This window comes from Leptolyngbya sp. CCNP1308 (genome assembly GCF_034932455.1).
In the GTDB taxonomy this organism is placed as follows: Bacteria; Cyanobacteriota; Cyanobacteriia; order Phormidesmidales; family Phormidesmidaceae; genus Nodosilinea.
The window spans coordinates 19,372-43,752 of record NZ_JAYGIH010000044.1; the positions used below are offsets into that span (position 1 = coordinate 19,372).

24 protein-coding genes are annotated in these 24,381 nt (G+C 56.2%); 11 read left to right on the forward strand and 13 right to left on the reverse strand.

Annotation, left to right across the window (positions count from 1 at the left end):
- The first annotated feature begins 114 nt into the window (after nucleotides 1-114).
- From VB780_RS13285 to VB780_RS13310, 6 genes are all read left to right on the forward strand, one after another.
- Nucleotides 115-1,683 (forward strand): alpha/beta hydrolase, encoded by a 1,569-nt coding sequence (locus tag VB780_RS13285; protein WP_323351641.1) that lies wholly within the window; start codon nucleotides 115-117, stop codon nucleotides 1,681-1,683.
- Nucleotides 1,684-2,079: 396 nt separating this feature from the next.
- The gene (gene arr / locus VB780_RS13290) at nucleotides 2,080-2,496 is read left to right on the forward strand and encodes an NAD(+)--rifampin ADP-ribosyltransferase (protein WP_416349231.1); all 417 of its coding nucleotides are present in this window, start codon (nucleotides 2,080-2,082) and stop codon (nucleotides 2,494-2,496) included.
- Nucleotides 2,497-2,935: 439 nt separating this feature from the next.
- Entirely contained in the window at nucleotides 2,936-3,352 is a 417-nt protein-coding gene (locus VB780_RS13295; protein WP_323351643.1) for a YciI family protein, read from the forward strand.
- A gap of 130 nt (nucleotides 3,353-3,482) precedes the next feature.
- Nucleotides 3,483-3,941: a hypothetical protein gene (locus tag VB780_RS13300; protein WP_323351644.1), complete on the forward strand. Its 459-nt coding sequence runs from the start codon at nucleotides 3,483-3,485 to the stop codon at nucleotides 3,939-3,941.
- A 115-nt stretch (nucleotides 3,942-4,056) separates the two neighbouring features.
- Nucleotides 4,057-4,605, forward strand: coding sequence for a PLD nuclease N-terminal domain-containing protein (locus tag VB780_RS13305; RefSeq protein WP_323351645.1), 549 nt, complete (start codon nucleotides 4,057-4,059; stop codon nucleotides 4,603-4,605).
- Nucleotides 4,605-4,745, forward strand: a complete 141-nt coding sequence (locus tag VB780_RS13310; RefSeq protein WP_323351646.1) for a hypothetical protein — start codon at nucleotides 4,605-4,607, stop codon at nucleotides 4,743-4,745. Before VB780_RS13305 ends, VB780_RS13310 begins: the two co-directional genes overlap by 1 nt.
- A 130-nt stretch (nucleotides 4,746-4,875) precedes the next feature.
- Here the strand turns inward: VB780_RS13310 and VB780_RS13315 are convergent, their stop codons facing one another.
- The 13 genes from VB780_RS13315 to VB780_RS13375 form a co-directional block, all read right to left on the reverse strand.
- Nucleotides 4,876-5,265, reverse strand: a complete 390-nt coding sequence (locus VB780_RS13315) for a VOC family protein (protein ID WP_323351647.1) — start codon at nucleotides 5,263-5,265, stop codon at nucleotides 4,876-4,878.
- Nucleotides 5,266-5,319: 54 nt separating this feature from the next.
- Entirely contained in the window at nucleotides 5,320-6,654 is a 1,335-nt protein-coding gene (locus tag VB780_RS13320) for an MFS transporter (protein ID WP_323351648.1), read from the reverse strand.
- A 97-nt stretch (nucleotides 6,655-6,751) separates the two neighbouring features.
- Nucleotides 6,752-7,078: a hypothetical protein gene (locus VB780_RS13325; protein WP_323351649.1), complete on the reverse strand. Its 327-nt coding sequence runs from the start codon at nucleotides 7,076-7,078 to the stop codon at nucleotides 6,752-6,754.
- Nucleotides 7,079-7,587: 509 nt separating this feature from the next.
- Nucleotides 7,588-7,980 (reverse strand): VOC family protein, encoded by a 393-nt coding sequence (locus tag VB780_RS13330; RefSeq protein WP_323351650.1) that lies wholly within the window; start codon nucleotides 7,978-7,980, stop codon nucleotides 7,588-7,590.
- Nucleotides 7,981-7,998: 18 nt separating this feature from the next.
- Nucleotides 7,999-8,409 (reverse strand): VOC family protein, encoded by a 411-nt coding sequence (locus VB780_RS13335; RefSeq protein WP_323351651.1) that lies wholly within the window; start codon nucleotides 8,407-8,409, stop codon nucleotides 7,999-8,001.
- Nucleotides 8,410-8,443: 34 nt separating this feature from the next.
- Nucleotides 8,444-9,223, reverse strand: coding sequence for a helix-turn-helix domain-containing protein (locus VB780_RS13340; protein ID WP_323351652.1), 780 nt, complete (start codon nucleotides 9,221-9,223; stop codon nucleotides 8,444-8,446).
- A 372-nt stretch (nucleotides 9,224-9,595) separates the two neighbouring features.
- Entirely contained in the window at nucleotides 9,596-10,108 is a 513-nt protein-coding gene (locus VB780_RS13345) for a DUF1579 domain-containing protein (protein ID WP_323351653.1), read from the reverse strand.
- Between the two features lie 248 nt (nucleotides 10,109-10,356).
- Nucleotides 10,357-10,758, reverse strand: coding sequence for a VOC family protein (locus VB780_RS13350; protein ID WP_323351654.1), 402 nt, complete (start codon nucleotides 10,756-10,758; stop codon nucleotides 10,357-10,359).
- Between the two features lie 181 nt (nucleotides 10,759-10,939).
- A complete protein-coding gene (locus VB780_RS13355) occupies nucleotides 10,940-11,104 on the reverse strand; it encodes a VOC family protein (protein ID WP_323351655.1) in 165 nt (54 codons plus the stop codon).
- Nucleotides 11,053-11,382, reverse strand: coding sequence for a hypothetical protein (locus VB780_RS13360; RefSeq protein ID WP_323351656.1), 330 nt, complete (start codon nucleotides 11,380-11,382; stop codon nucleotides 11,053-11,055). The genes VB780_RS13355 and VB780_RS13360 overlap by 52 nt, the downstream gene beginning before the upstream one ends.
- 82 nt (nucleotides 11,383-11,464) lie before the next feature.
- Nucleotides 11,465-12,010, reverse strand: coding sequence for a GNAT family N-acetyltransferase (locus VB780_RS13365; RefSeq protein ID WP_323351657.1), 546 nt, complete (start codon nucleotides 12,008-12,010; stop codon nucleotides 11,465-11,467).
- 58 nt (nucleotides 12,011-12,068) lie between these two features.
- Nucleotides 12,069-12,512, reverse strand: coding sequence for a DUF6463 family protein (locus tag VB780_RS13370; protein WP_323351658.1), 444 nt, complete (start codon nucleotides 12,510-12,512; stop codon nucleotides 12,069-12,071).
- A 117-nt stretch (nucleotides 12,513-12,629) separates the two neighbouring features.
- Nucleotides 12,630-13,244, reverse strand: a complete 615-nt coding sequence (locus tag VB780_RS13375; protein ID WP_323351659.1) for a GNAT family N-acetyltransferase — start codon at nucleotides 13,242-13,244, stop codon at nucleotides 12,630-12,632.
- A 584-nt stretch (nucleotides 13,245-13,828) separates the two neighbouring features.
- Between VB780_RS13375 and VB780_RS13380 the strand changes: the two genes are divergently transcribed.
- The 5 genes from VB780_RS13380 to VB780_RS13400 form a co-directional block, all read left to right on the forward strand.
- Complete coding sequence (locus VB780_RS13380) at nucleotides 13,829-14,530, forward strand: TetR/AcrR family transcriptional regulator (protein ID WP_323351660.1); 702 nt, start codon at nucleotides 13,829-13,831, stop codon at nucleotides 14,528-14,530.
- A gap of 100 nt (nucleotides 14,531-14,630) precedes the next feature.
- Nucleotides 14,631-16,205, forward strand: a complete 1,575-nt coding sequence (locus VB780_RS13385) for an efflux RND transporter periplasmic adaptor subunit (RefSeq protein ID WP_323351661.1) — start codon at nucleotides 14,631-14,633, stop codon at nucleotides 16,203-16,205.
- Nucleotides 16,206-16,207: 2 nt separating this feature from the next.
- A complete protein-coding gene (locus VB780_RS13390) occupies nucleotides 16,208-19,414 on the forward strand; it encodes an efflux RND transporter permease subunit (protein ID WP_323351662.1) in 3,207 nt (1,068 codons plus the stop codon).
- Nucleotides 19,415-19,634: 220 nt separating this feature from the next.
- Nucleotides 19,635-23,732, forward strand: coding sequence for a PAS domain S-box protein (locus tag VB780_RS13395; protein WP_323351663.1), 4,098 nt, complete (start codon nucleotides 19,635-19,637; stop codon nucleotides 23,730-23,732).
- Nucleotides 23,733-23,747: 15 nt separating this feature from the next.
- Nucleotides 23,748-24,381 (forward strand): response regulator (locus VB780_RS13400; RefSeq protein ID WP_323351664.1); only part of this gene is annotated, 634 nt, incomplete at its 3' end.

A 24,381-nucleotide genomic window follows, 5' to 3' on the forward strand; every position in this document is an offset into this window, starting at 1 on the left:
ACACCGTCTTAAAAGGAGTTCGTCATCATGCCTCACGTGTCTTCTAACAACCCACGAAATCGTGACCGACTCACACACGATTCAATACCAACAGCTTCCCCTAGGAGGAGAATGATGCGCGTTCCCAAGACCTACACCCGACGCTTACTAACGGCCACAGCGGTGATATTGCTTCTCCTAGCTGGAGCACCTTTCGCGTCTACCCAGTCTGCCCAGAAGCCAGCGGCGGAACTGGAGCGATTCTACAACCAGGAACTGACGTTCGGCTCCTGCCAAGGCTTTGCAACCACTGCGATCGAGGCACAACTGTACGTTGATCCGTTTGAATGTAGTCGCCTGGAGGTGCCGTTAAACTACAACCAACCTGAGGGTGAGACTATGCAAATCGCGGTGCTGCGGCTCCCGGCCCAGGATGAGCCGGACCAGCGGATCGGTTCCCTGGTGCTTAACCCTGGCGGGCCTGGCGGCTCGGGCCTGTTTACCACCCCCCTCACTGCGGTGGGTCTGAAGGAGACCCCGATTATTCAGCGGTTCGACCTGGTTGGATTCGACCCTCGCGGGGTCGGAGCCTCGACCCCGGCCATCAGCTGCTTCACCGACGCAGAGAGCGATCGCGGCGAGAACCAGACGACGTTGTTGGGTACGTCGGGAGAATGGACTGCCGACGACACCCGCGAGCTGATGGAGCAGTGCGCCGAGGGATCGGGGGGTGAACAGGTGCTTGCCGCCGTCGGTACCCGCAATGCAGCACGGGATATGGACGTGCTGCGCGCTGCGCTAGGGGATGAGAAACTGACCTTCGCCGGGCAGAGCTACGGTACTCGGCTCGGCGCGGTCTATGCCGAGATGTTCCCGCAGAATGTGCGGGCCATGGTCTTCGATGGCGTGATCGACCCCCGGCAGGGCAGCGCGGAACGCCGCCTGTCGCTCCACGCCGGATTCCAGCGATCGTTCGATCTGATGGCTGAGTTCTGCGCCCAGAGCCCAAACTGCCCGCTAGGCAACGATCCCGAGCAGGCAACCGCTGTGTTCCAAACCCTGGTTCAACCGCTGATCGATAATCCGGTACCCGCCGGAAACGGACGCACGCTGAACTTCTTCCAGGCCACGGGTGGCGTCGGTGCCGGACTTTACACCGCTGAGGCATGGCCGCAGGTGATCGATGGCATCGCCCAGCTCAAGACCGAGGGGCGCGGCGACCAGCTGCTCACCATCAATGATAATTTTATCGGTAGGGATCCTAACGGCCTATGGAACAACTTTATCGATGCCAACCTCGCCATCAACTGCAATGACGAGGAGCGCCGCACTCCCGAGCAAGAGGCCGACCTGCGCCGCCAGATATTCGACGTGAACCCCTTCCTCGATACCGGACGCGACGTCGAGGGCGTCACCCGCGACGCCTGCGAGTTTTGGCCTAGTGAGCCGACCCTGGGTTTCCCCTACGCTCAGGATGTCGAGGGTTTACCCGACACGCTGATCATCTCCATTACTGGCGACCCCGCCACTCCCTACGGCGCTGGGGCCAGTCTGGCCGAGGCTCTTGGTGGTACCGTGCTCACCGTCGAGGGAGAGCGGCACACCGTCGCCATGGAGGGCATCAGCCCTTGCGTCAATGCGATTGTCGCTGACTACCTGATCAACCTTGAACTCCCCGCAGAGGGCGATCGCTGCGTCCTCTAACCGCCCCAGCGCCAAACCCAAGGATTTAGAAACCCCCATCGACCCTATCGACAAATGAAAGCTTTGGGCACCAACATGGCATAAACCTCAAGATAGATAATACGCCAAACAAGTATTCATCCATGACAGCGCTAGCATACGCGACAACGTCTTACACCTCATCCCCTGAAATGATGGAGACATGGGCAAAGCAGGCTATGTTCTCAAGCGAGTGCTGGAGCGGTACAACATCACCCGTAATTGCGTAACTAGGTTAACGGGTAGCTGCTCCTGAGAGAGGGCGATCGCCCCCATAGCCCCTATCAATATCCTCATGGTCACGGGTGATCGATCTATGATCTATATAAGATCAGTGCGTTCGGCAGTTTAATTCCCAAAAGTATGAGGAATAAACCGATGACAGCGATCGACGACCTCAGTTCGCAGCAGTTCTACCACGGCACAAAAGCCGATCTGAGACCAGGGGATCTGATCGTGCCCGGCTATAGCTCTAACTACGGCAAGCAAAAGAAAGCGGCCTACGTCTACCTGACCGCCACCTTGGATGCGGCCATCTGGGGGGCCGAGTTGGCCCTTGGCGAAAGCACCGGCAGAATCTACATTGTGGAACCGACCGGCCCGATCGCCGATGATCCGAATTTGACGGACAAGAAGTACCCTGGCAATCCGACAAAGTCATACCGCTCTCAGGATCCACTTCGGGTCACGGGTGAGGTCACAGAGTGGCAGGGGCACTCCCCCGAACAGCTCAAAGCCATGCAGGAAAACCTTGAGCGACTTAAGCAACTTGGTATTGAGGCGATCGAGGACTGAGTCCGGCTCGTCCATAATGTCTCACCACCTTTCCTCAAGGGGTGGTCGCGCCTTTCCTGTCGCAAAACTTTCCAGCGATTCCTCAAATCTTGAAAAAAATATGGCCACCCTGTCGATCTGCCGTCTCGCGGCTCGACTACTTCACACAGACAGGGTTAAAGGTTGACGCCTAGCCCGCTGACAAGCCATCCATGGAGACTTACAACTATGACCACAACCGTGCTAGAGACCCCAATCACCCAGCGGCGCAGATGTGGCTGCGAGTCACCGCTGGTTGCCAACGGCAAGGGGAGCAATAGCAGATTATCCACGAGCATGCCTCGGTGCTCTTTGTGCCCGACAGCAGCTCTGATTGCACCCACGCCTGAGCTAGGCCCGACTTGAGCAGCCGCTTTTTTGTCATCCCAGAGATAAACACCAATTAACTAGGAGATTTGCAATGAGAGTTATGGTTTTCGTCAAAGCTACTCCCGAGTCTGAAGCCGGGGTCATGCCCACCGAAGAACAATTGACTGAGATGGGGCAGTTCAACGAAGAACTGGTCAACGCGGGCGTGATGCTGGCGGGCGAGGGGCTGCATCCCAGTTCAAAAGGGGTGCGGGTAGCCTGCAAGGGCAAAGCACGCACCGTCACCGACGGGCCGTTTATTGAAACTAAAGAACTGATTGCCGGATTTTGGATCTGGCAGGTACAGTCGATGGCAGAGGCGATTGATTGGGTCAAACGCAGCCCTTTTCAGGCCGACGAAATTGAGATTCGCCCCGTTTTTGAAGCAGACGACTTTGGCGAAGCCTTTACTCCAGAACTGCGGGAACAGGAAGATCGTCTGCGAGTTGAATTAGAAAGAGGGAAATGATGTGATTTTGCAGTGCACAGGTTCAAATCTGATCCTGTGCATTTTCCTTCAGGTCAAGATGTGGCGATACAGGTAGCCTGTGGAATATGGCTAAAGCTTACGGGTTTCGTTTACTTTATAGTGCTAGACCATGCCACCCTACCCACGTCAGAATTATCTAGACAAAATAGATGCTGTGTGTATACCCGCAGCTTTTTTGTTGGCGCTGTTGTCATTTTTTGTCGGCCTATTTTTAGGTGTATATTCTTTGGCTGTATCATCTACAGAAAGCTCGAATTTTTACTTAGTCATCACACCTGTTTTAGGAATAATCTTAGGCTCAGCTGGCTATGGCATAAGCAGAATTATCATCTCGGCTTGGAATAAGCTAACTGCAATTGAAAAGATTTCATATATTTTAATTCAAATCGTTGCTGTATTGATGATTTTGCTGGGCCTCCGGGCAACATTTTTTGGCCTTTTTGGTTCTCGCCTCGTTCTTGAACAAGATTTTAGCGGACTTAAAGGAGCCCTATCAGGTGGATTTTTGCTATTTTTTAGCCAAAGAGTTATAAGTCTTGCGTTTATTAGCCAAAGAGATCGACTGTAGCTACTGGCAATTTTCTGGCAGAAACCTTTAAAGAATAAAGCATAGACAGCCTGTAGACAGTTTTAGGCAAAATACTTAATTTTACCGAAGATCGGCAGTTCAATCAAAAATAACCATGAGCATGGTGGATTATCAAAATAAGTATAGACAGCTAAAGGTAGCCGCTCATTTTAGACTGGTTAGTCTATTGATCGTAGTTTTATTAATTGTGACTGCATGTGTCGAAAGATCTCCATCGACAATATGGAGCTATAACCAGTTTGTTCAGGCTATCAAACAGGGTCAGGTAGCGGCGGTTGACTTAGATGCAGAGCGATCGCAAGCGATCGCCCACACCAAAGACGGTGAAATTATCGCCGTCGAACTACCCAATGATCCAGCTCTAGTGGATTTATTGACTCAGCATGACGTTGCGATTACTGTCGCCCCCCAATCGACCCAATTTGATCTGCAAGCCATAGTCTTTCCATTGATAATTGTTTTTTTAATCTTACTCGGCTTTCTATTTTGGCTCTGGGTTTTAATTGACTGTGCTACCCACGAATCTAGTGCAGGCAACACCAAGATCGTTTGGGTTCTGATTATCTTGTTTGCCAATGGAATTGGTGCGCTCGTTTATTTTTTCTTCAGGCGTCCCCAGCGCCGCCGAGAATTGGGACAGTGATGATTGTCGGCTCACTCGCTGAGGCTAAGGGGCGATCGCTCACCAACCACCAATACCGTTCACCTGAGGATCTTTGCTGGGCCGACGATCCCGATATCCCGATCATGAAGCGCGATCTATCCTCTTCCGAATCGTCGTGAATTGAGAATAGTACCCATAGAGCTATCTGGCTCGGTGCTTGCCCACCCCATTGCTCGACCGATTGTGGCTCCAAACGGCTAACAAATTTTTGGTATGGACAAGTCGCCTAAATTACGTAGAATTCAAGATTCAACATTGCTGTCGAGCATAGCTGACGGTTAAGAGTTCCCATTGGTGGCCGTCGGGCTCGTTCCAGTAGATCATCCGCCCGCCAAACTGAGTGCTAATTTTCCTGTCTATGCTGCCTCGCAGGGTGCTGCGATAGTCGATTCCACTGGCCTTGATGCGTTCGAGAATGGCGTCAAATTCTGTTTCTGTGACCCGAAAACAAATGTGATAGATGGGGAAATCATCATTGGTCGATTGGAAGTCAAGGGTTAGCCTACTGTTGATATAAACGGGTGAAAAGGGGCCAATACTCTTCTCTGTCCAGGGAACCCCAAGCAGCTCAGCTAAGCACTGGGCCGACTTTACCTGATTGCGGCAGGGCACAATGGTGTGATCAAGTTCTATGGTCATAGACAGGCTCCTAGCTAAGGGCAATCCTCTCGCCCAGGTTACGTTGTGAACGCCTCATGATGGCTTTGCCGCTTCAATGCGGAGATTACTGGCGTGGCGTCGTTGATAATTCACGAATAGGCTTCGGTAGGCGCGCGATCGCATCGCTAGCACCGTTACCACCAGCCCCACCAGGCCCGTCAGGGTAAACAGCAGCGCAATGCCGCGATCGCTGCCGGTGCCAAACCAGGGGCCAAGCAAATCGACCCCGGCCCCGGTGGTCATAAAGGGAATAAACAGAAAGTGAGCGATCGGGCCAATCATAAAGGCGGTAAGCGGGGCGGCGGCCTGCTCAATACTTTGGGCAAAACCAAATACCCGCCCCTGGCGCTCTAGGGGAATCATGGTTTGCAAGATCAGTTGCTCGGAAGCTTCGACCACGGGAATCAAACACAGGTACACAAATAAACCAGCCGCCAGCAAAATAATTGACGGCTGAATCGTAAACCCCATGGCCACGATCCACATCACAATGTTGGCTAGAAACATGGTTTGCAGAGGGCTTTTGCCCAGGCCAAACCTGGCGATCGCCAAACCACCGACAATAAACCCTAAACTCAAGACCCCCCAGACAATGCCCCACACCTGTACCGAAACCAGGGAAAGCCCGTAGGCATCCATCAGCGATATAAAGACGCCGCCCAAAAAGTTGTTGAAGCAGTTGAAGAAAATCAGCGCAAATAGCCCCGGCACCAGCCGAATCACCTGAATTGTGCCTCGAATATCAATGTGGTTGGGTTTCGCCTCGCTCTGGATAATGCGCTGTTCGGGAATGGCAATGGTACACAAATGGAGGATGCTCAGGACAGTGAGCGCGATCGCAATCACCAACATCCAGTACATGCCTAAAAACCCAATCGCCAGCCCGCTCACAATAGAAGCCGCTAAAAAAGCTACTCCATTGACGGTGCCCACCAGGCCATTGGCCCTGTCGCGCTCCGCTTCAGGAATCAGCACCGTTACCAGGGTTGGCAGGGCAATGGTGCGCAGGTTTCCAGCGATCGCCCCCACCAGCGCCACAATGATAAATCCCCAGAGCACAATGCTAGACGCGTCGGCAAAAATCGCCGCTGGCGTAGATAGATAAATTAGGTAGGCAAACGCGTACAGCACCAGCGACCCAATGCTAGAAATCAGCAGGGCGGTTTTTTTGCGGTAGCGATCGACCAGCGAGCCCAAGAAAAAGCCAGAAATGGCGACGGTGACTAGATATATTCCAGCCATCACCGAGGTCGCCAGCACCGACTGGGTTTGCAGGTAAACCCAAAACGTGACCCCAAACCAAACCAAGGTGTTGGTTAGGGTGGCCACCAGTGAGTTAGCCAAAATGATATAAAAAACGGGTTTCATTCAATTTATTCAACACTACGGCGTAGAAAACTGGGTGAATGGCACTGGTTTAACGGTGGGCGGTGCCCACCCTACGGCTGGTTAAACAAGTTTCCAGCTATCGCAGCCAGCGCTGGCGATGGTACGTCCAATCTAGATCAGGGGGGCAAGTATGGCGGTAATAGCGCTGGTCTAGCCAGATTCTGAGATCGGTTTCTGACAGAAAGATATGGTGCTGGCTGGTGGTGCGATCTTGCACAAAAAAGAGTTTATTACTATTGCGATGGCCTTCCAGACCGGTCTTTAGACCATCGCGCCCCTGCCGAATAGACAGCTCCTCGGTTGAGAGCAGGCGCTTCAAAAATCTTTGAACAGGCCGAATATGCCCCCATCCATATTTCTCTAGGTAAATATGTTTGCTGTGAAGATATTTTTTATAATCCATAGACTTTCCTTCAATTTTTGAGGTCGTAAAGTCAGCCTCAACACTTCATTAGCCAAAGATTTAGGATTCATTTCGTGTGATCAAAAAATTAGCCCGCTACCCCATAGGCTGGGTGTCGCGCTAGCAGATCCCAGCAGAACTCGTGCTAGAACTGGGTTGCACTTTGCTCTACCTATCTATGCTTCAAAATTTGCTCGGCAGAGCTGTCTTTAGGGTTGGCTCAATTAAAACAATGGACAGGGCACAGGCCGCTTGCCCTAGGGATTGGATTTAATCAACCGAGAACTAAGGGGTTGGGCTAATTCAAATGTAGGATGGGTTAGCGATAGCGTAACCCATGCGGGTGTTGGGTTTCGTGCCTCAACCCAACCTACATCGTCTTGTGTTTTATTGTGCCTTCCTACTTAGCATTCAGCCGCTCCTAATCTGGGCTTTGCGGATCTGAGCATCAACGACAGAATTGTAGTGTACATACTACAACGTAGTGCAGCAAGCTTTTATTCATCAAATCACTGGAGCGGGAGGGTCATCCACTGCACCAGCTGAATCACGACCCCGTTGGGGTCGCTTACCTGAAAGAACCGTTCGCCCCAGGCTTCCGTCTCAATCGGGGTGGTAATCGGCACCCCTGCGGCCTGGAGTCGGGCGTATTCGCGATCGATGTCGTCTACGACAAAGACAATCAGCAGCCCATCGGCCCGATGCCCGCGCATAGAAGCTGGTTTGAACGTTTTGAGTTCCCGATGCAAAAAGATTAGGTTAAACCCGGCATCGGGCCGCGAGAGCGAGACAAATCCATCGGCTGACATGTCTTCTTTAAAGCCGAAATGGTCTGTGACAAAAGCCGCCGATGCGGCCACATTGTCAACGTTGAGCGAAATTGCTGAAGCCGTAATTTCCACAAGTTTTCCTCAAATGGGTTAACGGTTGAGGGTAAGCTCAGCACCTTCGGGAGCCGATGCCTGGGGTAGCTGGTGCTGCACAATATCAACCCCAATGCCGTTGGGGTCGATAACAACAAAGTGGCGATCGCCCCAGGGTTCATCGCGCAGCTCCACCTCAATTGATACCCCCAGTGCCGCAATGCGCTGATACTCAGCCTGGGCATCATCGACATCAATGGTTATCCACGCGCCTTTGCCCCCAAAAGCTGGCCGAAAAATAGGTGCTTGAGCCTCAAGATTTGGCAACATAAACCCCAGTTCGCTCTGCCCTGAGCGCAGCAAAACAAACCAGTCACTGTCATAAATCACCTCACAGTCAAACAGCCGACGATAGAATGCTTTCGAAGCTTCAAGTTTTTCGGTGATGATACCAAACCACAGCTTCATAGACAGATCTCCTGATACTGATGAAACGAAGGGCCTAGTGTAAAACAGCGTCGCGATCAGGGTCTTGTAAAAAAGCGACATGGCTCTGAATAAACTGCCTGGGCGATAGCCCCGCCAGACGCTTAAAGTCATGGCTCATGTGGCTTTGGTCAGAATAATTTAGCTCAGCGGCAATATAGGCCAGCGATATTTTGCTTGGGGAAGCCAGCAGTCTAGTCGTATGCTGAAAGCGAATGATTTTGGCAAATGTCTTAGCAGGCACCCCTACAGTTTCTAGGAAAACTCGCTCAAATTGACGATGGCTTTGCCCAAACACAGCCGCTGCTTCACTAACGGGCACAGCACCGTAGGCTGCTTCAAGCAAATGAATAGCCTGATCAATCGGTTGAAGACTAGGCGACAGCTGAGCTAAGTGGGTTTCTAAGACCCGATTAAAATGCTGTACGATATTGCCCATTAGCACAGCTTCGGTTAGCGGCCCAAGCGAAAACTTGAGCAACCCCTGGGTTGCCTCATAGGTATCGGTCAACTCATCGGCACTGGCTTGAATAAAATGACGGCTTTGCCCCGGCCTAAAGCGAATACTAAAATAGTTACCCCCCTGCTCTAGGGGGATATCAACGCGGGCGGTAGTGGTGCCATAGACCCTGCTATATATAGCATCACCATGAAATTGAAAGACGAGATCGACGGCCCCATCGGGCAACGCCACATACATCGAATTAACGTTATTGAGGCATAGCCAATAGTGGCTAACCACATCTCGCAGTGCCGAAGACGGCGGCACAATAATTCCTTGCGCATTAAAGACCATAGCTGATCAGAAAAGGGGCAATTAAACAATGTTCAATAGTTCAATTTAGGTAAACTTAACCTCCTCGGCTATCAATTTCCTGTGCTGCTGTCAAAATCTTGCGATCGCGTCTTCCTGTCCACCGATAGAAATAATTCAGGGCAGTTGCGTGCCAGGGGTTTCTAGCAAACCAAAATCTAAAATAATAAAAGCTAAGGATATTGCTGAATTGAAGCATGAATTTGGGCCGGGGCAAACGATTCGTTTGCCCCTACGAAAGGCATTAAATGCTTGATTCATACCTACGTTCAACAACCCTAAGCTAAGTAACGGCGCTCATTGGGTGCCTCAAGCCAGAGGATGACGCACCCAATGAACTTGTATAGGCCGCCTCTACTGACGGTGGTAGTTGGCGGTCATAAACTGCTGCCACTGGCCGTCATCGCCCAGGCAAAAAGAGGTCAGCACCCGGTGATCGCTGCTCTTGAACTCGATCACATCCTTGTACTGAGCCATTTGGCCCTCGCCAGCCATAGACGGGCCTTCAGAATTCAGGGTAAGCACCCGCTCAGCGGCGTCAAGTTCGCCATCGTAGATCCACAGGTGGGTCATTATCGACCCCATCCAGGTGCCGACAAAGCGCTGCTTTTGGGGGCTGTAGCCGAGGGTCATAGTGGTGGTAGCCATAGCGCCACACATTTCGCCCTGGCCTTCGGCGACTATCCAGAGGCCGCCAACAGATCTAACGCTTTCTGTGCCGGTGGAGGTTTCCATGGGTTGGTTGGGCTCTGCCATGCCCTCAACCTCATAGGTCCACTCGCCTACGAGTTGCTGAAGCCACTGGTGTTCTTTTTGGGGCTGTTCTACTGCGGGTTCGGTTTGTTGTAGGTCAGTTGTAGTAGTCATGGGGTTTCTCCTTGAGGTTTTGTCTTAGAGCGTCGTCTTAAGGCGTTAATCTCTGCCTAGCACGGCTCGGCAAAGCATTTCTCTATCACGTGAGGTCACTATTGATGCGATCAGATCCCCCCTAGTCTTTTGCCGTACATGATGCACTCGATCCCCCCTTTTTAGGGGGACAGGGGGGATTCCTGCGTGCATCTCATGGGTATGAAAATGCTGTATGAGATCAAAAAATCCGGTTTTTCGAGCTGGGTCTATTCGCAGTTGATCATCCAGGGAATGCCAAATTTATCGGTTGCCATACCAAACCGCTGGGCCCAGAAGGTTTTTTCGAGGGGCATTTGAATAGTGCCGCCTTCGGATAGGGCATGAAAGATATGCTCGGCCTTGTCTGGATCAGCAATTTGCAGAGAAACCGAGAAGCCTTTGGGTGCATCGTACTGCTCAGGGGGGCAGTCAGACCCCATGATCGCCTCGTCACCTAAGGTCAGCTGGGTGTGCATGATTTTGTTGACAAATTCGGCGGGCACTTCACCCTCGGCGGGGGAACCGGCGAAGGTGATCATGTCACCTAGCTCTCCGCCTAGAACCTGGTGGTAGAACCTGAAGGCGGCTTCGCACTGACCATTGAACATCAGGTAAGGGTTAACTTGCATAACAGTCTCCTTGAATAACTGAGTTACATCGAACGCATGACAACGATTTAGGAACGACTCCTGGGCTGTTTCCAGCGCGGTCGGGGCAACACTCACCCCTGGCTCTATGCATTAGTCGAACGGCAGCACGCAAAATCGACAGGACGGCGAATGTTTACTGCAAATAATTGATGTCTACTGCTTACACCTGTTGTGGTGCGGCAATCCAGGGGTCGTAGGTGCCAAAGTTCCACAGGTAGCCTTCGGGGTCGCGGCAAGAATAGTCGCGCCCGCCGTAGTCTTGGTCTTGGAGCTCTATAACGATTTCGGCCCCGGCGGCGATCGCAGTTTCGTAATGCCGATCCACCTCATCCACCACGATGTAGGGCTCTGGGTAACGACATCTCCTTTTTTGCTGAGGGGCTGCTGGAGTCGAGCAAAGGGAGTGTCACGCAACGAACTCAGCATGATCATGCCGTTGCCAAAGGTGAGTTCGGCGTGGGTAATGGTGCCGTTTTCGCCAGGCACAACTAGGTGCTGCGCAAAGCCAAAGGCTCCGCAAAGCCACTCCACCGCCGCTGCCGCATCGTTGTACAGCAGAACTGGAATGACAGTAGCCACCGTTTTTTTGGGCGTGCTGGTCATATTAGCTACCTCATCAAATGAAACTTATTTAGCGATCCAATGAGTCAACCGGATGCAAAGTTAGTCACGGTTGTGGGATGGTTCAAGAAGAGACATCGGCAGTGCTCTCCACGGATGTGCCACTGACCCAATCAGTGCGCTCTAGGCGATAGACCGCGCAGTCGTCGTCGCCAAAGCGGCGGTGCTCTAAAAAGGTGAACCCCAGGCGCTGGTAGAAGCGGTGGGCGCGGGTGTTGCTGGTCAGTGGGTCAATCAGTACGGCAGTGACGGCGGGGTCGGCAAAGCAGCGGGCCAGGGCCAGCCGCATCATGGTGGTGCCGTAGCCTTTGCCCAACTCGGTGGGTTCGCCAATCCAAATGTCGATCGCCCGCAAATTGGCGGGCACATCACCCCAGTAGTGGCTGTCTTCCTGGGCCGGGTCAATAATTTGAATGAAGCCGATGGGGCGACCGTCTAGCTCAGCGATCAGCTGCTCGCGCCAGGCGGGGGTGCGGGCCAGCTCCACCTCCCAGCCCCAGTCGTCGTTGGGGTCGGCGGCGATCACCTGGGGTTGCTCGTCCCAGTGGCGCAGTAGATCGACATCGGCAAGGGTAGCGGGTCGCAAAATAATGTCGTTTGGCTCAGTCATGGTTGTCACCGGCTGGTTCAACATCGGCTAACCGCCCAATCATTATGGTTCTCTTGTACTATTTTGTGGACAGACGAAATGAATCTTCAAGGCCGTGTTGGGATACCAGTGATTTGTCTGGCAACGTAGCGCTAGTTCGCGAGGCTACTAGGATATTTATAGCTACAGGCAGTACCAGCCAAAAGCCGGTATCTAGATCTAGCCCAATGCCGAAGAGTGCGATCGCCAGCAGGGCCCACCCTACAAAAGCTGGTAAAACGCGGTTGAGGCTATGTTCAACCCAATGGCATAGACCACCACAAAGTACTAGAAAAAATCCAGCTAGCAGGAACCAGTAATAGCCCCAAATGCGGAGAGCCTCTGGTTTGGCTGCATCAACGACTCCTATATCCGCAATATCTTGCCAGATGCCCTCAAATCCAATCAATCCTGGCAATGTTAAGCCGATCAGGCTGTGGAGCAGGGCGATCGCAAGGAGAGCAAATCCACTGATCTTCGACATCGTCTTTTCTCCATTGATCTGCTTAGAAATTGGTAGTGCAATTCAGCAAACTAGACTGGCGGCCGCGTAGTAATTAGTTTCCATCTAGACATGTTTTTTCTCCACTAGATGACGGGGTCAAGCAACCTGCCTGACACATAGATCACTCACCGCGCGGCCCGATGGTCGATCTCTACGGGCTGGGCTTGAGCGATCGCGATCGCCCACCAGCAAGCCATACAGATCAGAATCTGACACTTCGCCGCTGATCATCCAGCGATCGCGCAGATGCCCTTCCCTGAGAAAGCCCAGACGATCTAAAGTTTTGGCAGAGGCTTGGTTTCTGGGGTCAATTTCGGCCTCAATGCGGTGCAGGTTGAGTTCGGCAAAGGCATAGTCAATCAATGCCGATAGCGCCTCATGCATAAAGCCTCGTCCCCAGGCCGAGCGCGCCAGGGCATAGCCCAACTCTGCCCGCCGACACTGATGGTTGAAGTTAAACAAAGTACAGGTGCCAATCAGTTGGGCATCGGCAATTTTCTCAACGCCAAGCTGTAAAGAGTTGCCGGTACGACGAGCTTCAAAATCGTTAGCGATCGCATCCCGTGCCTCACCGACATGCTCCCAGGGTGCAGTGTTCCAATAGCGCATCACCGCTGGGTCAGAAAAGATGGTGTAGAGTGCCTTCACATCGGTTTCGCAGAGCGGGCGCAGCACCAGCCGCTCGGTGTTTAAGGTTATGTAAGGGATCATAAGACCTCCCACTAAATCGGTTCCAGATTTTGCATACTGTCTGGCACTATCTAATTGCCTGACTCTAATTTTGTTACTGAGCTTCTATAGCCATCCGAATTCTTTAACGCAGGCAGAACTGGCATCTTACTTGTATAGGTGAGACGCCTGCCCTACAGATTTTCACAATCCATATTGGATCGCTACAGCAGTTTCCCAAAGCATCTAATCGCTCCCAAACTGTATTTTTCCAAATCTAGAGAACCATCGACAGCAAGCTTGCACCGAGCATACTACATTGTAGTATGAAGGGCGATTGCATGTTTCATTACGAGTCGGAGGTGCCGTCCACTGCACCAGCTACATCACGCCTCCGTATGCTCACTCAGCAAGGGTTTTAGTGTAGAGCGGAGTCAAGGCAGGGGTCTTGTAAAAAAGCGACATGGGCGCTAGAGCGCAATTACTCAACTGGGTTGACGGGCACCGGGCAATGAGCGAGGGTGAGCCTGACCCAAGCAAGTGGACGGTGACGGGGATATTTGCTAGGGTGTGACTACTCAGTCATATGACCGATCGGTCACACTGCGATTGTCGCTCACCCGCCTATGCCTAACGCCACATTTTTCAACCTGCCCGAGGCCAAGCGGCAGGGCATCATCGACTGCGCGATCGCAGAATTTGCCAGCACTGACTACGACAGCGCCTCGATTTCTAACATCACCAAACAGGCCAAGATCGCCAAGGGCAGCTTTTACCAATACTTTGAGGACAAAAAAGACCTTTACCTCCACCTGATTGACCTAGCCAGCCAGCAAAAAATTGCCTACCTCAAGGCCTCCCAACCGCCGGATCCTGACATTGGCTTTTTCGCCTACCTGCGCTGGTTATTTAGCGCCAGTACCCAGTTTGAGTTAGCCCACCCGGCCCTGAGTCAACTGGTCAATCGGGCCTTCTATGGCGAGCTCAGCTTCCGAGATCAGGTGTTACAAAGAACCCAGATGGCCTCATTGAGCTATGGCCGAGAGTTGGTGGAGCAAGGCATTGCCCAGGGCGACATTGACGCCAGCATTGATGTTGACTTTGCAGTGTTTATTCTCAGCACCCTGTCCTACCGGCTACGAGACTTTATTCCTCAGCAGCTGGGCCTAACGCCAGAACAGCTGGCTCAAAATCAGCTATCCCCGGAGGATTGTGCTGCCATCGAGCGGATCTTTGATGAGCTGGTGCGGGTGCTGGAGCACGGTTTAGGGCGATCGCCCGCTCCGGCCCAGTCCATCCCAACTAAAAGCCTGACCCAAGCCAACTAGTCCCGCCACCCACCAAAAGTTTTCCGAGATTTTGAAAGCGAGCCTCTGCCAACCAGAGGTTCACCGTTTGTCCTGCTGATGTTTCTGCCCTTTAACCCCTATGGTTTCTCAACCCTATTCCTCCAATTCTGCTACCCAAGACCCGACGGAGCTAAACTCGCCGCCGCTGGCTGTCGCCAAGACTGCCAGCCCTGAGGCCCCCGCCTCTAGACCGTCTTCTAAATCGGAGCAACAGTCTCTGCTCAAGCGGTTTTGGTGGCTGATTCCACTGGTGGGGGTGGTATTTACCGTCGGCGGTATCTCGGTGGTGCGCCTGCGAGATGCCGCCAGCGAAGCGGCTGTAGTGGCGGCCCCCGATCCCCTAACGGTGCAAACGGTGACCGCAGAGCGCGGCTCGATTCAGGCCTGGGTGTCGAGCGAGGGCACGGTGCAGGCGGTGCGGTTTAAGCACCTGGCCTTTGATGTCGATGGCGACATCACCTACTTGGCCAACCGTGAGGGGCGCACCCTACGGGCGGGCGACCCCGTCCGCCAGGGAGAACTGCTGGCCCAGATCGACGATCGCACCCTCCAGGCCGACATCAACCAGGCGGAGGCTGCGGTGAATGAGGCCCAGCGACAGCGCGGAGCCGCGACCGCCAACGTGGCCCAGATGGAGTCGCAGGTGGCCTCGGCCCGCGCCCAGGTGGCCCAGGCCGAGGCCCAGGTGGCCCAGGCCCAAACGGCGCAAAATCTGGCCCAAACCGAATTGCAGCGGTACCAGCAGTTGTTTAGCCAGGGGGCCATTTCTGCCAGCGATCTCGACAATCGGCGCGGCACCGTGCAGGATGCGGGTAGCCAGGTGGCGGCGGCCCAGGCCCAGGTGCGGTCGGCCCAGGCCCAGGTCAGCACCGCCCAGGCCCAGGTGCAGTCGGCGCGGGAGCAGCTCCAGGCCACCGATTCGCAGATTGCCACCGCCCAGGCCCGACTCAACCAGGCCCAGGTGGCCCTCGAAGGCACCCGGCTCTACGCCCCCTTTGACGGCATTGTCGCCTACCTCAACATTCGCGAAAACGAGTACTACAGCCTCCAGGCGGTGTCGTCGCAGCTGGGCAACTACCAGGAGCTGCTGAGCCGGGTGCCGATTGTGGTGATTGACCCCAGTGAGTTTGAGGTGGTGGCCGACCTATCGGCGGGTATGGGCGATCGCATTCGTCCTGGCCAGACGGCCCTGGTCACCGCCGGTAATGGCGCGACCCAAGATCAAATCCAGGCCGGGGGCAACCTAATCGACAGCGCCCAGGCCCAGGGCAGCGTCTATGCGGTGAATCCGGCGGTCAGCCCCGGCAATCGGGCGATTCAGGCGACGGCGCGGATGGCCAGCGGCTCCGGCAATCTTCAGCACGGGGCCAGCGTCAACCTGTGGATTGCCGCCGCCGAGCGGAGCGATACCGTAGTGGTGCCGCTGAATGCGATCGCCTTTCGCGATCAGGGGGCCTACGTTTTTGTGGTCAACGAAACCACCAGCACCGTCGAGCAACGGCCCGTAGAGCTGGGCCTGGAGGGGTTTGATCAGCGAGAGATTCTCAGCGGCCTTCAGGCCGGAGAACAGATCGTCACCGTGGGCCAAAACGGTCTGGCCGACGGGGCCACCGTGCGCGTGGTCGGCGATCGCACCACTCAAGGAGGGCTATAGCCATGGCTGCCCATAATGTCCCCGTACAGAACTCCGTCCCTGAACCCGACCCGGCTCCCCTGGGCCAACCGGCGCAATCGGCTTCTCCGTTGACCCGCTTTTTCTTTCTGCGCACGGTGTTTGGCATTTTGCTGACCCTGCTGATGGTGTTTGGCGGGCTGCTGGCCTACGGCTCGATGGTCAAAGAGTCGAACCCGGATATTGCCCTGGCGATCGCCACCGTTACCACCACCTGGGGCGGCGCTGACCCCGAGACCATCGAGCAGCAGGTCACCAACGAGCTAGAAAAAGAAATTCAGTCGGTGGAGGGGCTGAGTACCCTAGACAGCGCCTCCTTCAGCGGCTTTTCGCTGATCAACGTCGAGTTTCGGGCCGATGCCGATGCCGATCAGTCGATTCAGCGGCTGCGAGACGCCGTGTCTCGGGCCGAGCCCAACCTGCCTCGGGAGGCCGATCAGCCCTCGGTGCAGTCGATTTCGGTGACCGATGCGCCCATTCTCACCGTGGCGTTGTTTGGCGACCTCGACTCGACCATTCTCAGTCAGGCGGCCCAGCGGCTCCAAGATCGGCTGGAGAAGGTGCCGGGAGTGACCGAGGTCGACCTGGGCGGAGCCCGCGACGAAGTGGTGCAGGTGCTGATGAACCCTAACCAGCTCACCAGTCTGGGCATTTCGCCCATGACCGTGGCCAATCGCCTGGGCACCGCCAACAGCGACATGCCCCTAGACGAAATTGAGAGCGATGCCATTGGCACCCAGGTGCGCTTCTACGGTCGGTTTCGGCAGCTAGAGGAATTGCAGACCTTGCCCATCACCCGGCTAGATGGCCGCGTGGTGCGCCTCTCAGAGCTGGCCGACATTCGCCGCGAGCTGGAGCCTGAAACCAGCGTGGCGGCGATCAGCATCGCCGGGTCAGCCTATGAGTCGGTGGTCAGCGTCTCGATCAAAAAGGTGCCGGGGCAAGACACCATTCAGGTGATCGACAGCGTGCTGGCGGATCTAGAGGCGGCCCGGGTTGACCCGGCCCTGTGGCCCCCAGGCATGGACTACGCGGTGACGGCGGACGACTCAGAGCTGATCTGGGAGCAGCTCGGCAACCTGTTTAGCAACGCCATTCAGGCGATGATCGCGGTGTTTGTGGTGCTGTTTATTGCCCTCTCCTGGCGGGAGGCGCTGATTGCTGGGCTCTCGATTCCGCTGACCTTTTTAGGCACCCTGGCGGTGCTGTGGCTGATGGGGTCAACCCTCAACAACATGGTGCTGATCGGCATGGTGCTGGCCCTGGGGATGCTGGTGGATGTGTTTATTTTGATGATGGAGGGCATGCACGAGGCGATCTTTGCCTCGGGGCTGAGCTTTAACCAGGCGGCCCTCAAGACGGTGAAAACCTACGCCGCCCCCGCCTTTGCCGGGCAGCTGACCACCATTTTGGCGATGACGCCGCTGCTGGCCATCGGCGGCACCATGGGCAAGTTCATTCGGCTGCTGCCGCTGACGGCGGTGATCTGTCTGCTGATGAGTTTTGCGATCGCCCTGCTGATCGACATTCCCCTCTCCCGCTATCTGCTCGGCAACATCAAAGACCGCCGCAAGTCTCGGGTTGATCGCCTCAGCGAAACCGCCTCGGCCCGCTTTGTTCGCTGGAGCCTGCGCTACACCGTGCGCAGCAAAACCACCGCCCGTGCCTGGACGCTGTTTGCCCTGACGCTGTTTGTCACCGCTACCCTGGCCTTTACCCAAATTCCTACGGTCTTCTTTCCCGAAGAAGACAGCGTTAAGCTGAGCATCAATGTCGAACTGCCGCCCAACACTACCCTGGCGGTGTCGCAAACCGTGGCCGACGATCTGGGGGAGACCCTGCGCCAAAAAGACTACTTCGACAACGTGATCAAATACGCGGGCCAGAGCAGCACCCTGGTCAGCACCGGTACCCTCCAGCCCACCACCGGCAGCTACCTGCTGGGGTTCTCTGGCATTTTGGTGCCCGAAGGCGATCGCAACCAAGTCTCCCAAGACATCGCCAACGACCTGCGGATGGAGCTGAACCAGTCGTTGGCCCAGTACCCCGGTGCCACCCTGCTGGTGAGCACCGAAAGCTCCACCGGGGCGGGCGACCCGATTCAAATCGAAATTACGGGCAGCGACATGACGGAGCTGCGCCAGCTCTCCAACCAGGTGCAAAACCTGGTGCGGCAGGTGCCGGGGGCCACCGACGTGCGCGACAACTTGGGCAACCTCCAGTCTGACCTGCGGCTGCTGCCCCGGCGAGAAGAGCTAGATTTCTACGGTCTCGACGAGGACGACATCGCCATGCAGGCCCGCTACTACATGACCGACACCGAAGTTGGCCAGTTTGTCATCGGCGGCAATCAGGAGGATATCGACATTCACCTGAGTACTGCCTGGCCCTCGCGCCAGGGCACCGTCGGCGGCCCAACCCGCCGCGATGAGCTGTCGCTGGTGCGCTTCTTTGGCAACAACCCCGACCAGCCGGTGGTGCCCGCCGGGGCGGTGGTAGAGGCGGTGCAGGGCCAATCGCCCCTGTCAATCACCCACCGGGGTGGTCAGCGCACGGTGACGGTGCTGGCCAAAAACGCCAACCGCACCGTGGGCGAAATTCTCGCCGACGCCGAGCCGCTATTGACCGACAGCCAGGCCACCTGGCCCACGGGCTATACCTACGCCTTTGCCGGCGAAGCCGAAGACCAGGCCGAAACCTTTGGCTCGGCGGGGCAAGCTCTGGTGCTGGCGATCTTTTTGGTGTTCGCCGTGCTGGTCTTGCAGCTCAACTCCTTTAGCCAGCCGATCATTATTTTGATGACCATTCCCCTGGCGCTGATTGGCACCTTTGGCGGCTTTTTCCTGGCCTGGATTCCGTTTTCGTTCTCGGCCTTTATTGGCATCATCGCCCTGGTGGGAATTGTGGTGAACAATGCGATCGTCATGGTCGATACGATGAATGCCTATCGCCAAGACGGCATGACGGTGCAAAAGGCCGCCGCCCACGGGGTGTCCGATCGCCTGCGCCCGATTCTCACCACCAGCATCACCACCATCATTGGCCTGATTCCCCTGGCCTTCAGCTCACCCCGGTGGATGCCCCTCTGTAGCACCATCATCTTTGGCCTAATCGCCGCCACCGGCATTGCCCTAATCGTGATTCCCTGTCTGTATTTGCAGTTTACGCCCAAGCTGGAAGAGAGAGCCTGAGGGGAGCGAGGGGGAACGTGCGACTCGGGGCCAGCCATGCCCTGCATCTAATTGTAGGGATGGGCAAACTGTATCCTCTTTGCAGCAGCAACAATAATTAAGCTCGCCCAACTCATCGACCTACAGGGTTTGCCGACTGAGGACGGGTACTCTATACCCAAGCGTGGGTTAACCCCTCTAGCACCCCAGGCGGTTTGTCTTCAAACATTGTGGAGACAAGATGACTGAAGTCTTAGCTGTTCTAATTGTTGACGAGATTGAAGATGATGCGCTGCTGATCGTTGAGAGCCTGCGTGGGGATGGCCTAGCGGTGACCTGGGAGCGGGTACAGACCGCCGCAGACCTGCGCCCCATGCTCTCGACTCGCCGCTGGGATGCGGTTATTTCTAACCACCACCTGCCGGGGATTGATGCCCCAACGGCGCTGGCCATCGTGCGCGAGCAGGGGTTAGATGTACCCTTTATCGTTGTCTCTGGATCCTCTGGTGAACAGCAGGCGGTGGCTCTGATGAAGGCCGGTGCCCAGGACTATCTCGTGAAAGACAACCTGGCTCGCCTGCCTGTGATCCTGCGCCGGGAGGTGCGAGAAGCCCAAAATCGGCGCGATCGCCAGCGGGTAGAACAGGCTTTGCAGCGCAGTGAGGCCCGGTTTCAAAAGCTGGTAGAGACCCAGCCGGGCATTGTATACACGGTTGTGCAGCGGGCCAGCGGCGATCGCGCGTTTACCTACCTGAGCAGCACCGGAGCCAATCTCTTCGAGATTCCCGTGGAAATCGCCCTGGCCGACTTCAGCGCCATGGCCGCCCTGTTGCACTCAGAAGACAGAGCTGGGGTAGATGCGGCCATGGCCCACAGCGCCGCCACCCTGACCCCCTTGCACCACGAAGGGCGCATCGTTACCCCCTTGGGCAAGACCAAATGGATCCAGATCCATGGCCAGCCCGAGCGCCTGCCCAATGGCGATGTGCAGTGGTTTGGCGTGGTGCTGGAGGTGAGCGATCGCAAACAGGCCGAGCTGACGGTGGCCCGCCAGCGCGACCTCAACCAGCTGATGATGGAAGTGACCCAGCGTTTTGTAGAGGTGAGGGCCGCCCAGTTTGACACCGAGGTAACGCGCGCCCTAGCCCAAATTGGAGCCTATATTCAGGCCGACCACGGCCATGTGGTGGCCCTGGCTGACGTCAATGCCTCGCAGGGTGGGACGATGCGCGTCACCCACCAGTGGTACCGCCCCAACTGCCGAGTGGTGCGTCAGATTCCCAATACCATTCCGATGGTGGCGTTTCCATGGGCTACGGCGGCGCTGCTTCAGCGGGAGGTGATCAACGTGCCCCATGTGGGGGCTCTGGCCGCCGACTGCGCCACCGATCGCACCCGTTGGCAAGGGTTTAACGTCGAGGCGGTGCTGGCTGTCCCGCTAATTCAACAGACTCGGGTCGTCGGTTACGTGGGGTTTCTTACCCTGGGTCGGCCCACCCGGTGGGATGACAATGCTCAGCAGATGGTGCAGGTGCTGGCCCAGACCATTGCCTCGGCCCAGGGGCGGCTTCAGGCCGAGCGCCTACTGGCCCGCCGCGAGGCCCAAAGTTGGGCCATGCTCTCGGTCATGCCCGATCTGCTGCTTCGGGTGGGGGCCGATGGCCGCTACCGCGAAGTGCTGAGCCAAAATCACCCCTTGGATATTGTTGCCTCCTCCCGGAGCCGGATCGGTCGCCACGTGTCGGAGTTTTTGCCCGCCGATCTGACGGAGCGCAAGCTCCAGGCTATCCACCAGGCTCTGGCCACCCATGAGGTGCAAACCTACGAGCAGCAGATTTCGGTGGGCGATCGCCTCCAGCAAGAAGAACTGCGGGCGGTGCGGTGCGGCGAGGATGAGGTGCTATTTTTAGTTCGCGACATCAGCGAGCGCAAACAGAGCGAAGCCGAACGCCAGCGCACGGAGTTAGCCCTTCAGCAGAACGAAGCCCACCAGCGGGCGTTGCTGAAGGCCCTGCCCGATCTACTGGTGCGGTTGAGTAAAGATGGCATCTACCTAGAGTTTGCCGCCAGCCCCACCTTCCAGGTGGTAGGCCCGCTGTTGGACTTGGTCGGCACCCATGTGACCGAATCGTTGCCGCCAGTGGCGGCCCAGCAGCGTCTCGATGCGATTGCCCAGGCCCTAGCCACTAAAGCCATCCAGTTTTATGAGCAGGATCTATCCACAGCCGAGACATTTCAGATTGAAGAAGTGCGCGTGGTGCCCTACCGAGACGATGAGGTGCTAGCCCTGGTGCGCGACATCAGCGATCGCAAACAGGCCGAACACCAGCTCAAGGAACTCAACCAATCGTTGGCCCAGCAGGTAGACGAGCGCACCGCTGCCCTGGAGGAACGCGAAGCCCGCTATCGGGGACTGATGGAGGGGGCCAGCGACGCCATTGTGGTGGCCGATATGGAGGGCCATATTCTAGAGGTGAATCGCCGGACGGAGGAGTTGTTTGGCCGCTCCCGCGATCAGTTGATCCAGATGCATCAGTCTCAACTGCATCCGCCAGATCACCGGGCAGAGCTGAGCGCCATCTTTCAGAAGTCTATTGATCTCCCCCATTTTCAGACTTTGAACGTCCTCATCCTGCACGCCGATGGCCAATGGATTCCGGTGGATATTACCGCGACCACCATTGCTCTGGGGGCGACTCGGGTGGTGCAGGGCATTTTTCGCGATGTCAGCGATCGCCAGCGGATTGAAGCCGAAAACCAGCGCCTGCGCGATCGCCTGGGCTTTTTGCTCGGCTCCAGCCCCGCCGTTATCTACAGCGCTGAGCCCACCGCCCCCTACCGACCCACGTTTATCAGCCAAAACCTGGCAGACATCTTGGGCTACGAGTCAGAGGCGTTTATCGCCAACTTTGCCGATTGGCGCGAATACTACCATCCCGACGAGGCCGACGACATTTGGGCCGGTATCCCCGCCATTGTCGAGCGCGGCTGCTATGCCCTGGAGTATCGCTTTCGGCACCGAGACGGGCATTACCGATGGGTACAGGATGAGGCCCGCCTGGTCTACGATGCCCAGGGCCAGCCCCAGGAAATCATTGGCTACCTAGCGGATATCACCGATCGCAAGTGTGCCGAGGAGAGACTGCGGCAAACCAATGCCGAGCTGCTCCGCGCCACCCGCCTCAAGGACGAGTTTCTCGCCAATATGAGCCACGAACTGCGCACCCCCCTGAACGCCATTTTGGGCATGACTGAGGGGCTGCAAGAGCAGGTGTTTGGCGCTATCAACGATCGCCAGCTCAAGGCTCTCACCACCGTCGAGACCAGCGCCTCCCACCTGCTGGCGCTGATCAACGACATTCTCGATATGGCCAAAATTGAGTCGGGCCAAATTACCCTACACCTGACCCCCACGGCGATCGCCCCCCTGTGCCATTCAAGCCTGACCTTTGTGCTGCAGCAGGCCTACAAAAAACGCATTCAGCTCATGGATTGCATTCCTGCCGACCTGCCTGACCTGGTGATCGATGAGCGGCGCGTGCGCCAGATTTTGATCAACTTGCTTAGCAATGCGGTCAAATTCACCCCCGAGGGCGGCCGCGTCAGCCTGACTGTCGCGTCAGAATTGTGCCAAGACGGTGACAAGATTCAGGCCGTGATGCGGTTTACCGTCCAAGATACAGGTATTGGCATTGCCCCCGATGACCAGCAAAGACTGTTTCAGCCCTTCATTCAGATCGACAGCGCCCTCAACCGCCAGTACGAGGGCACAGGGCTGGGCCTCACCCTGGTGAAACAGTTCACCGAGCTCCACGGTGGCCAGGTGGGGCTGATCAGTGAGGTCGGTGTCGGCAGCCGCTTCACCATCGACCTGCCCTATGAGCCTGGCGTAGGTCAATTGACAGCCAGTCCGGGTACAGCTGTCGCCAGTGCCCCAGAGACTCCGGCGATCGCTCCCCCAAAGCCCCTGATTTTGCTGGCGAGCGACCAGGAGGCCACGATCAGCACCGTGGTTAACTACCTGACCGCTAAGGGCTACCGTCTGCTGGTGGCCCGTCGGGGTGAAGCGGCCACAGCTCTGGCAGAAAATCCCGATCTGATTGTGATGGATATGCAAGTGCCGGGGATAAATGAACTGGCGGCGATTCGCCACATCCGCGACGATCCGCACCTGGCCGATCGCCCGATCATTGCCCTCGCCGAGGTCAGCGCGGCGGGCGATCGCGATCGCTGCCTAGCGGCCGGGGCAAACCAACACCTGGGCAAACCGCTGAAACTAAAGCAGTTGGCCGCTGCCATTCAGCACTTGCTCACCCCCCTTGTGACCTCCACCCTGTAACTCACCCGCCGACCTATGCCATCCCCCTCCATCTTGATCGTTGACGATGACCCCAATAACTTTGATGTGATCGAGGCCCTGCTGGATGCCCAGGGTTATCAGCTGCACTACGTCAGCACGGGGGAAGCAGCGATCGCCGCCCTCGACCACCTGGCCCCCGACCTGATTTTGCTCGATGTCATGATGCCCGGTCTCGATGGATTTGAGGTCTGCCGCCAGATCAAGTCTTCGCCCGCCTGGGCCGCCCTGCCGGTGATTATGGTGACGGCCCTGAGCGAAAAACAGGATCTCGCCCGCTGCTTTAGCGCCGGGGCCAACGACTTTATCAGCAAGCCGATCAACCGGCTAGAGCTGATCGCCAGGGTGCAATCGATGCTGCTGCTGCGGCAGCAGTACCGGCAGCTAGAAACCTTTAACGCCCAGCTCGAAGCCAAGGTGCTCAAGCGCACGGCCCAGCTCCAGGCGGTCATTTCCCACGATGCCCTCACCCAGTTGCCCAGCCGGGCCGCCCTAAACCAGACTCTGGCTGAGCTGCTTCAGGCTGAGAATTCGGCCTTTGCGGTCATTTACCTCGACTGCGACCAGTTCAAGCTGATCAACGGTTCCTTTGGCTACACGCTGAGCAACCAGCTGCTCAAGGCGATCGCCG

Coding starts and splice junctions, on each gene's coding strand:
- VB780_RS13295 (WP_323351643.1), top strand. CDS start 2,936: ATGAGAGTTATGGTTTTCGTCAAAGCTACTCCCGAGTCTGAAGCCGGG.
- VB780_RS13285 (WP_323351641.1), top strand. CDS start 115: ATGCGCGTTCCCAAGACCTACACCCGACGCTTACTAACGGCCACAGCG.
- VB780_RS13315 (WP_323351647.1), bottom strand. CDS start 5,265: ATGACCATAGAACTTGATCACACCATTGTGCCCTGCCGCAATCAGGTA.
- VB780_RS13395 (WP_323351663.1), top strand. CDS start 19,635: ATGACTGAAGTCTTAGCTGTTCTAATTGTTGACGAGATTGAAGATGAT.
- VB780_RS13380 (WP_323351660.1), top strand. CDS start 13,829: ATGCCTAACGCCACATTTTTCAACCTGCCCGAGGCCAAGCGGCAGGGC.
- VB780_RS13305 (WP_323351645.1), top strand. CDS start 4,057: ATGAGCATGGTGGATTATCAAAATAAGTATAGACAGCTAAAGGTAGCC.
- VB780_RS13335 (WP_323351651.1), bottom strand. CDS start 8,409: ATGAAGCTGTGGTTTGGTATCATCACCGAAAAACTTGAAGCTTCGAAA.
- VB780_RS13360 (WP_323351656.1), bottom strand. CDS start 11,382: ATGACCAGCACGCCCAAAAAAACGGTGGCTACTGTCATTCCAGTTCTG.
- VB780_RS13325 (WP_323351649.1), bottom strand. CDS start 7,078: ATGGATTATAAAAAATATCTTCACAGCAAACATATTTACCTAGAGAAA.
- VB780_RS13365 (WP_323351657.1), bottom strand. CDS start 12,010: ATGACTGAGCCAAACGACATTATTTTGCGACCCGCTACCCTTGCCGAT.
- VB780_RS13300 (WP_323351644.1), top strand. CDS start 3,483: ATGCCACCCTACCCACGTCAGAATTATCTAGACAAAATAGATGCTGTG.
- VB780_RS13310 (WP_323351646.1), top strand. CDS start 4,605: ATGATTGTCGGCTCACTCGCTGAGGCTAAGGGGCGATCGCTCACCAAC.
- VB780_RS13340 (WP_323351652.1), bottom strand. CDS start 9,223: ATGGTCTTTAATGCGCAAGGAATTATTGTGCCGCCGTCTTCGGCACTG.
- VB780_RS13385 (WP_323351661.1), top strand. CDS start 14,631: ATGGTTTCTCAACCCTATTCCTCCAATTCTGCTACCCAAGACCCGACG.
- VB780_RS13390 (WP_323351662.1), top strand. CDS start 16,208: ATGGCTGCCCATAATGTCCCCGTACAGAACTCCGTCCCTGAACCCGAC.
- VB780_RS13350 (WP_323351654.1), bottom strand. CDS start 10,758: ATGCAAGTTAACCCTTACCTGATGTTCAATGGTCAGTGCGAAGCCGCC.
- VB780_RS13375 (WP_323351659.1), bottom strand. CDS start 13,244: ATGATCCCTTACATAACCTTAAACACCGAGCGGCTGGTGCTGCGCCCG.
- VB780_RS13345 (WP_323351653.1), bottom strand. CDS start 10,108: ATGACTACTACAACTGACCTACAACAAACCGAACCCGCAGTAGAACAG.
- arr (WP_416349231.1), top strand. CDS start 2,080: ATGACAGCGATCGACGACCTCAGTTCGCAGCAGTTCTACCACGGCACA.
- VB780_RS13370 (WP_323351658.1), bottom strand. CDS start 12,512: ATGTCGAAGATCAGTGGATTTGCTCTCCTTGCGATCGCCCTGCTCCAC.
- VB780_RS13320 (WP_323351648.1), bottom strand. CDS start 6,654: ATGAAACCCGTTTTTTATATCATTTTGGCTAACTCACTGGTGGCCACC.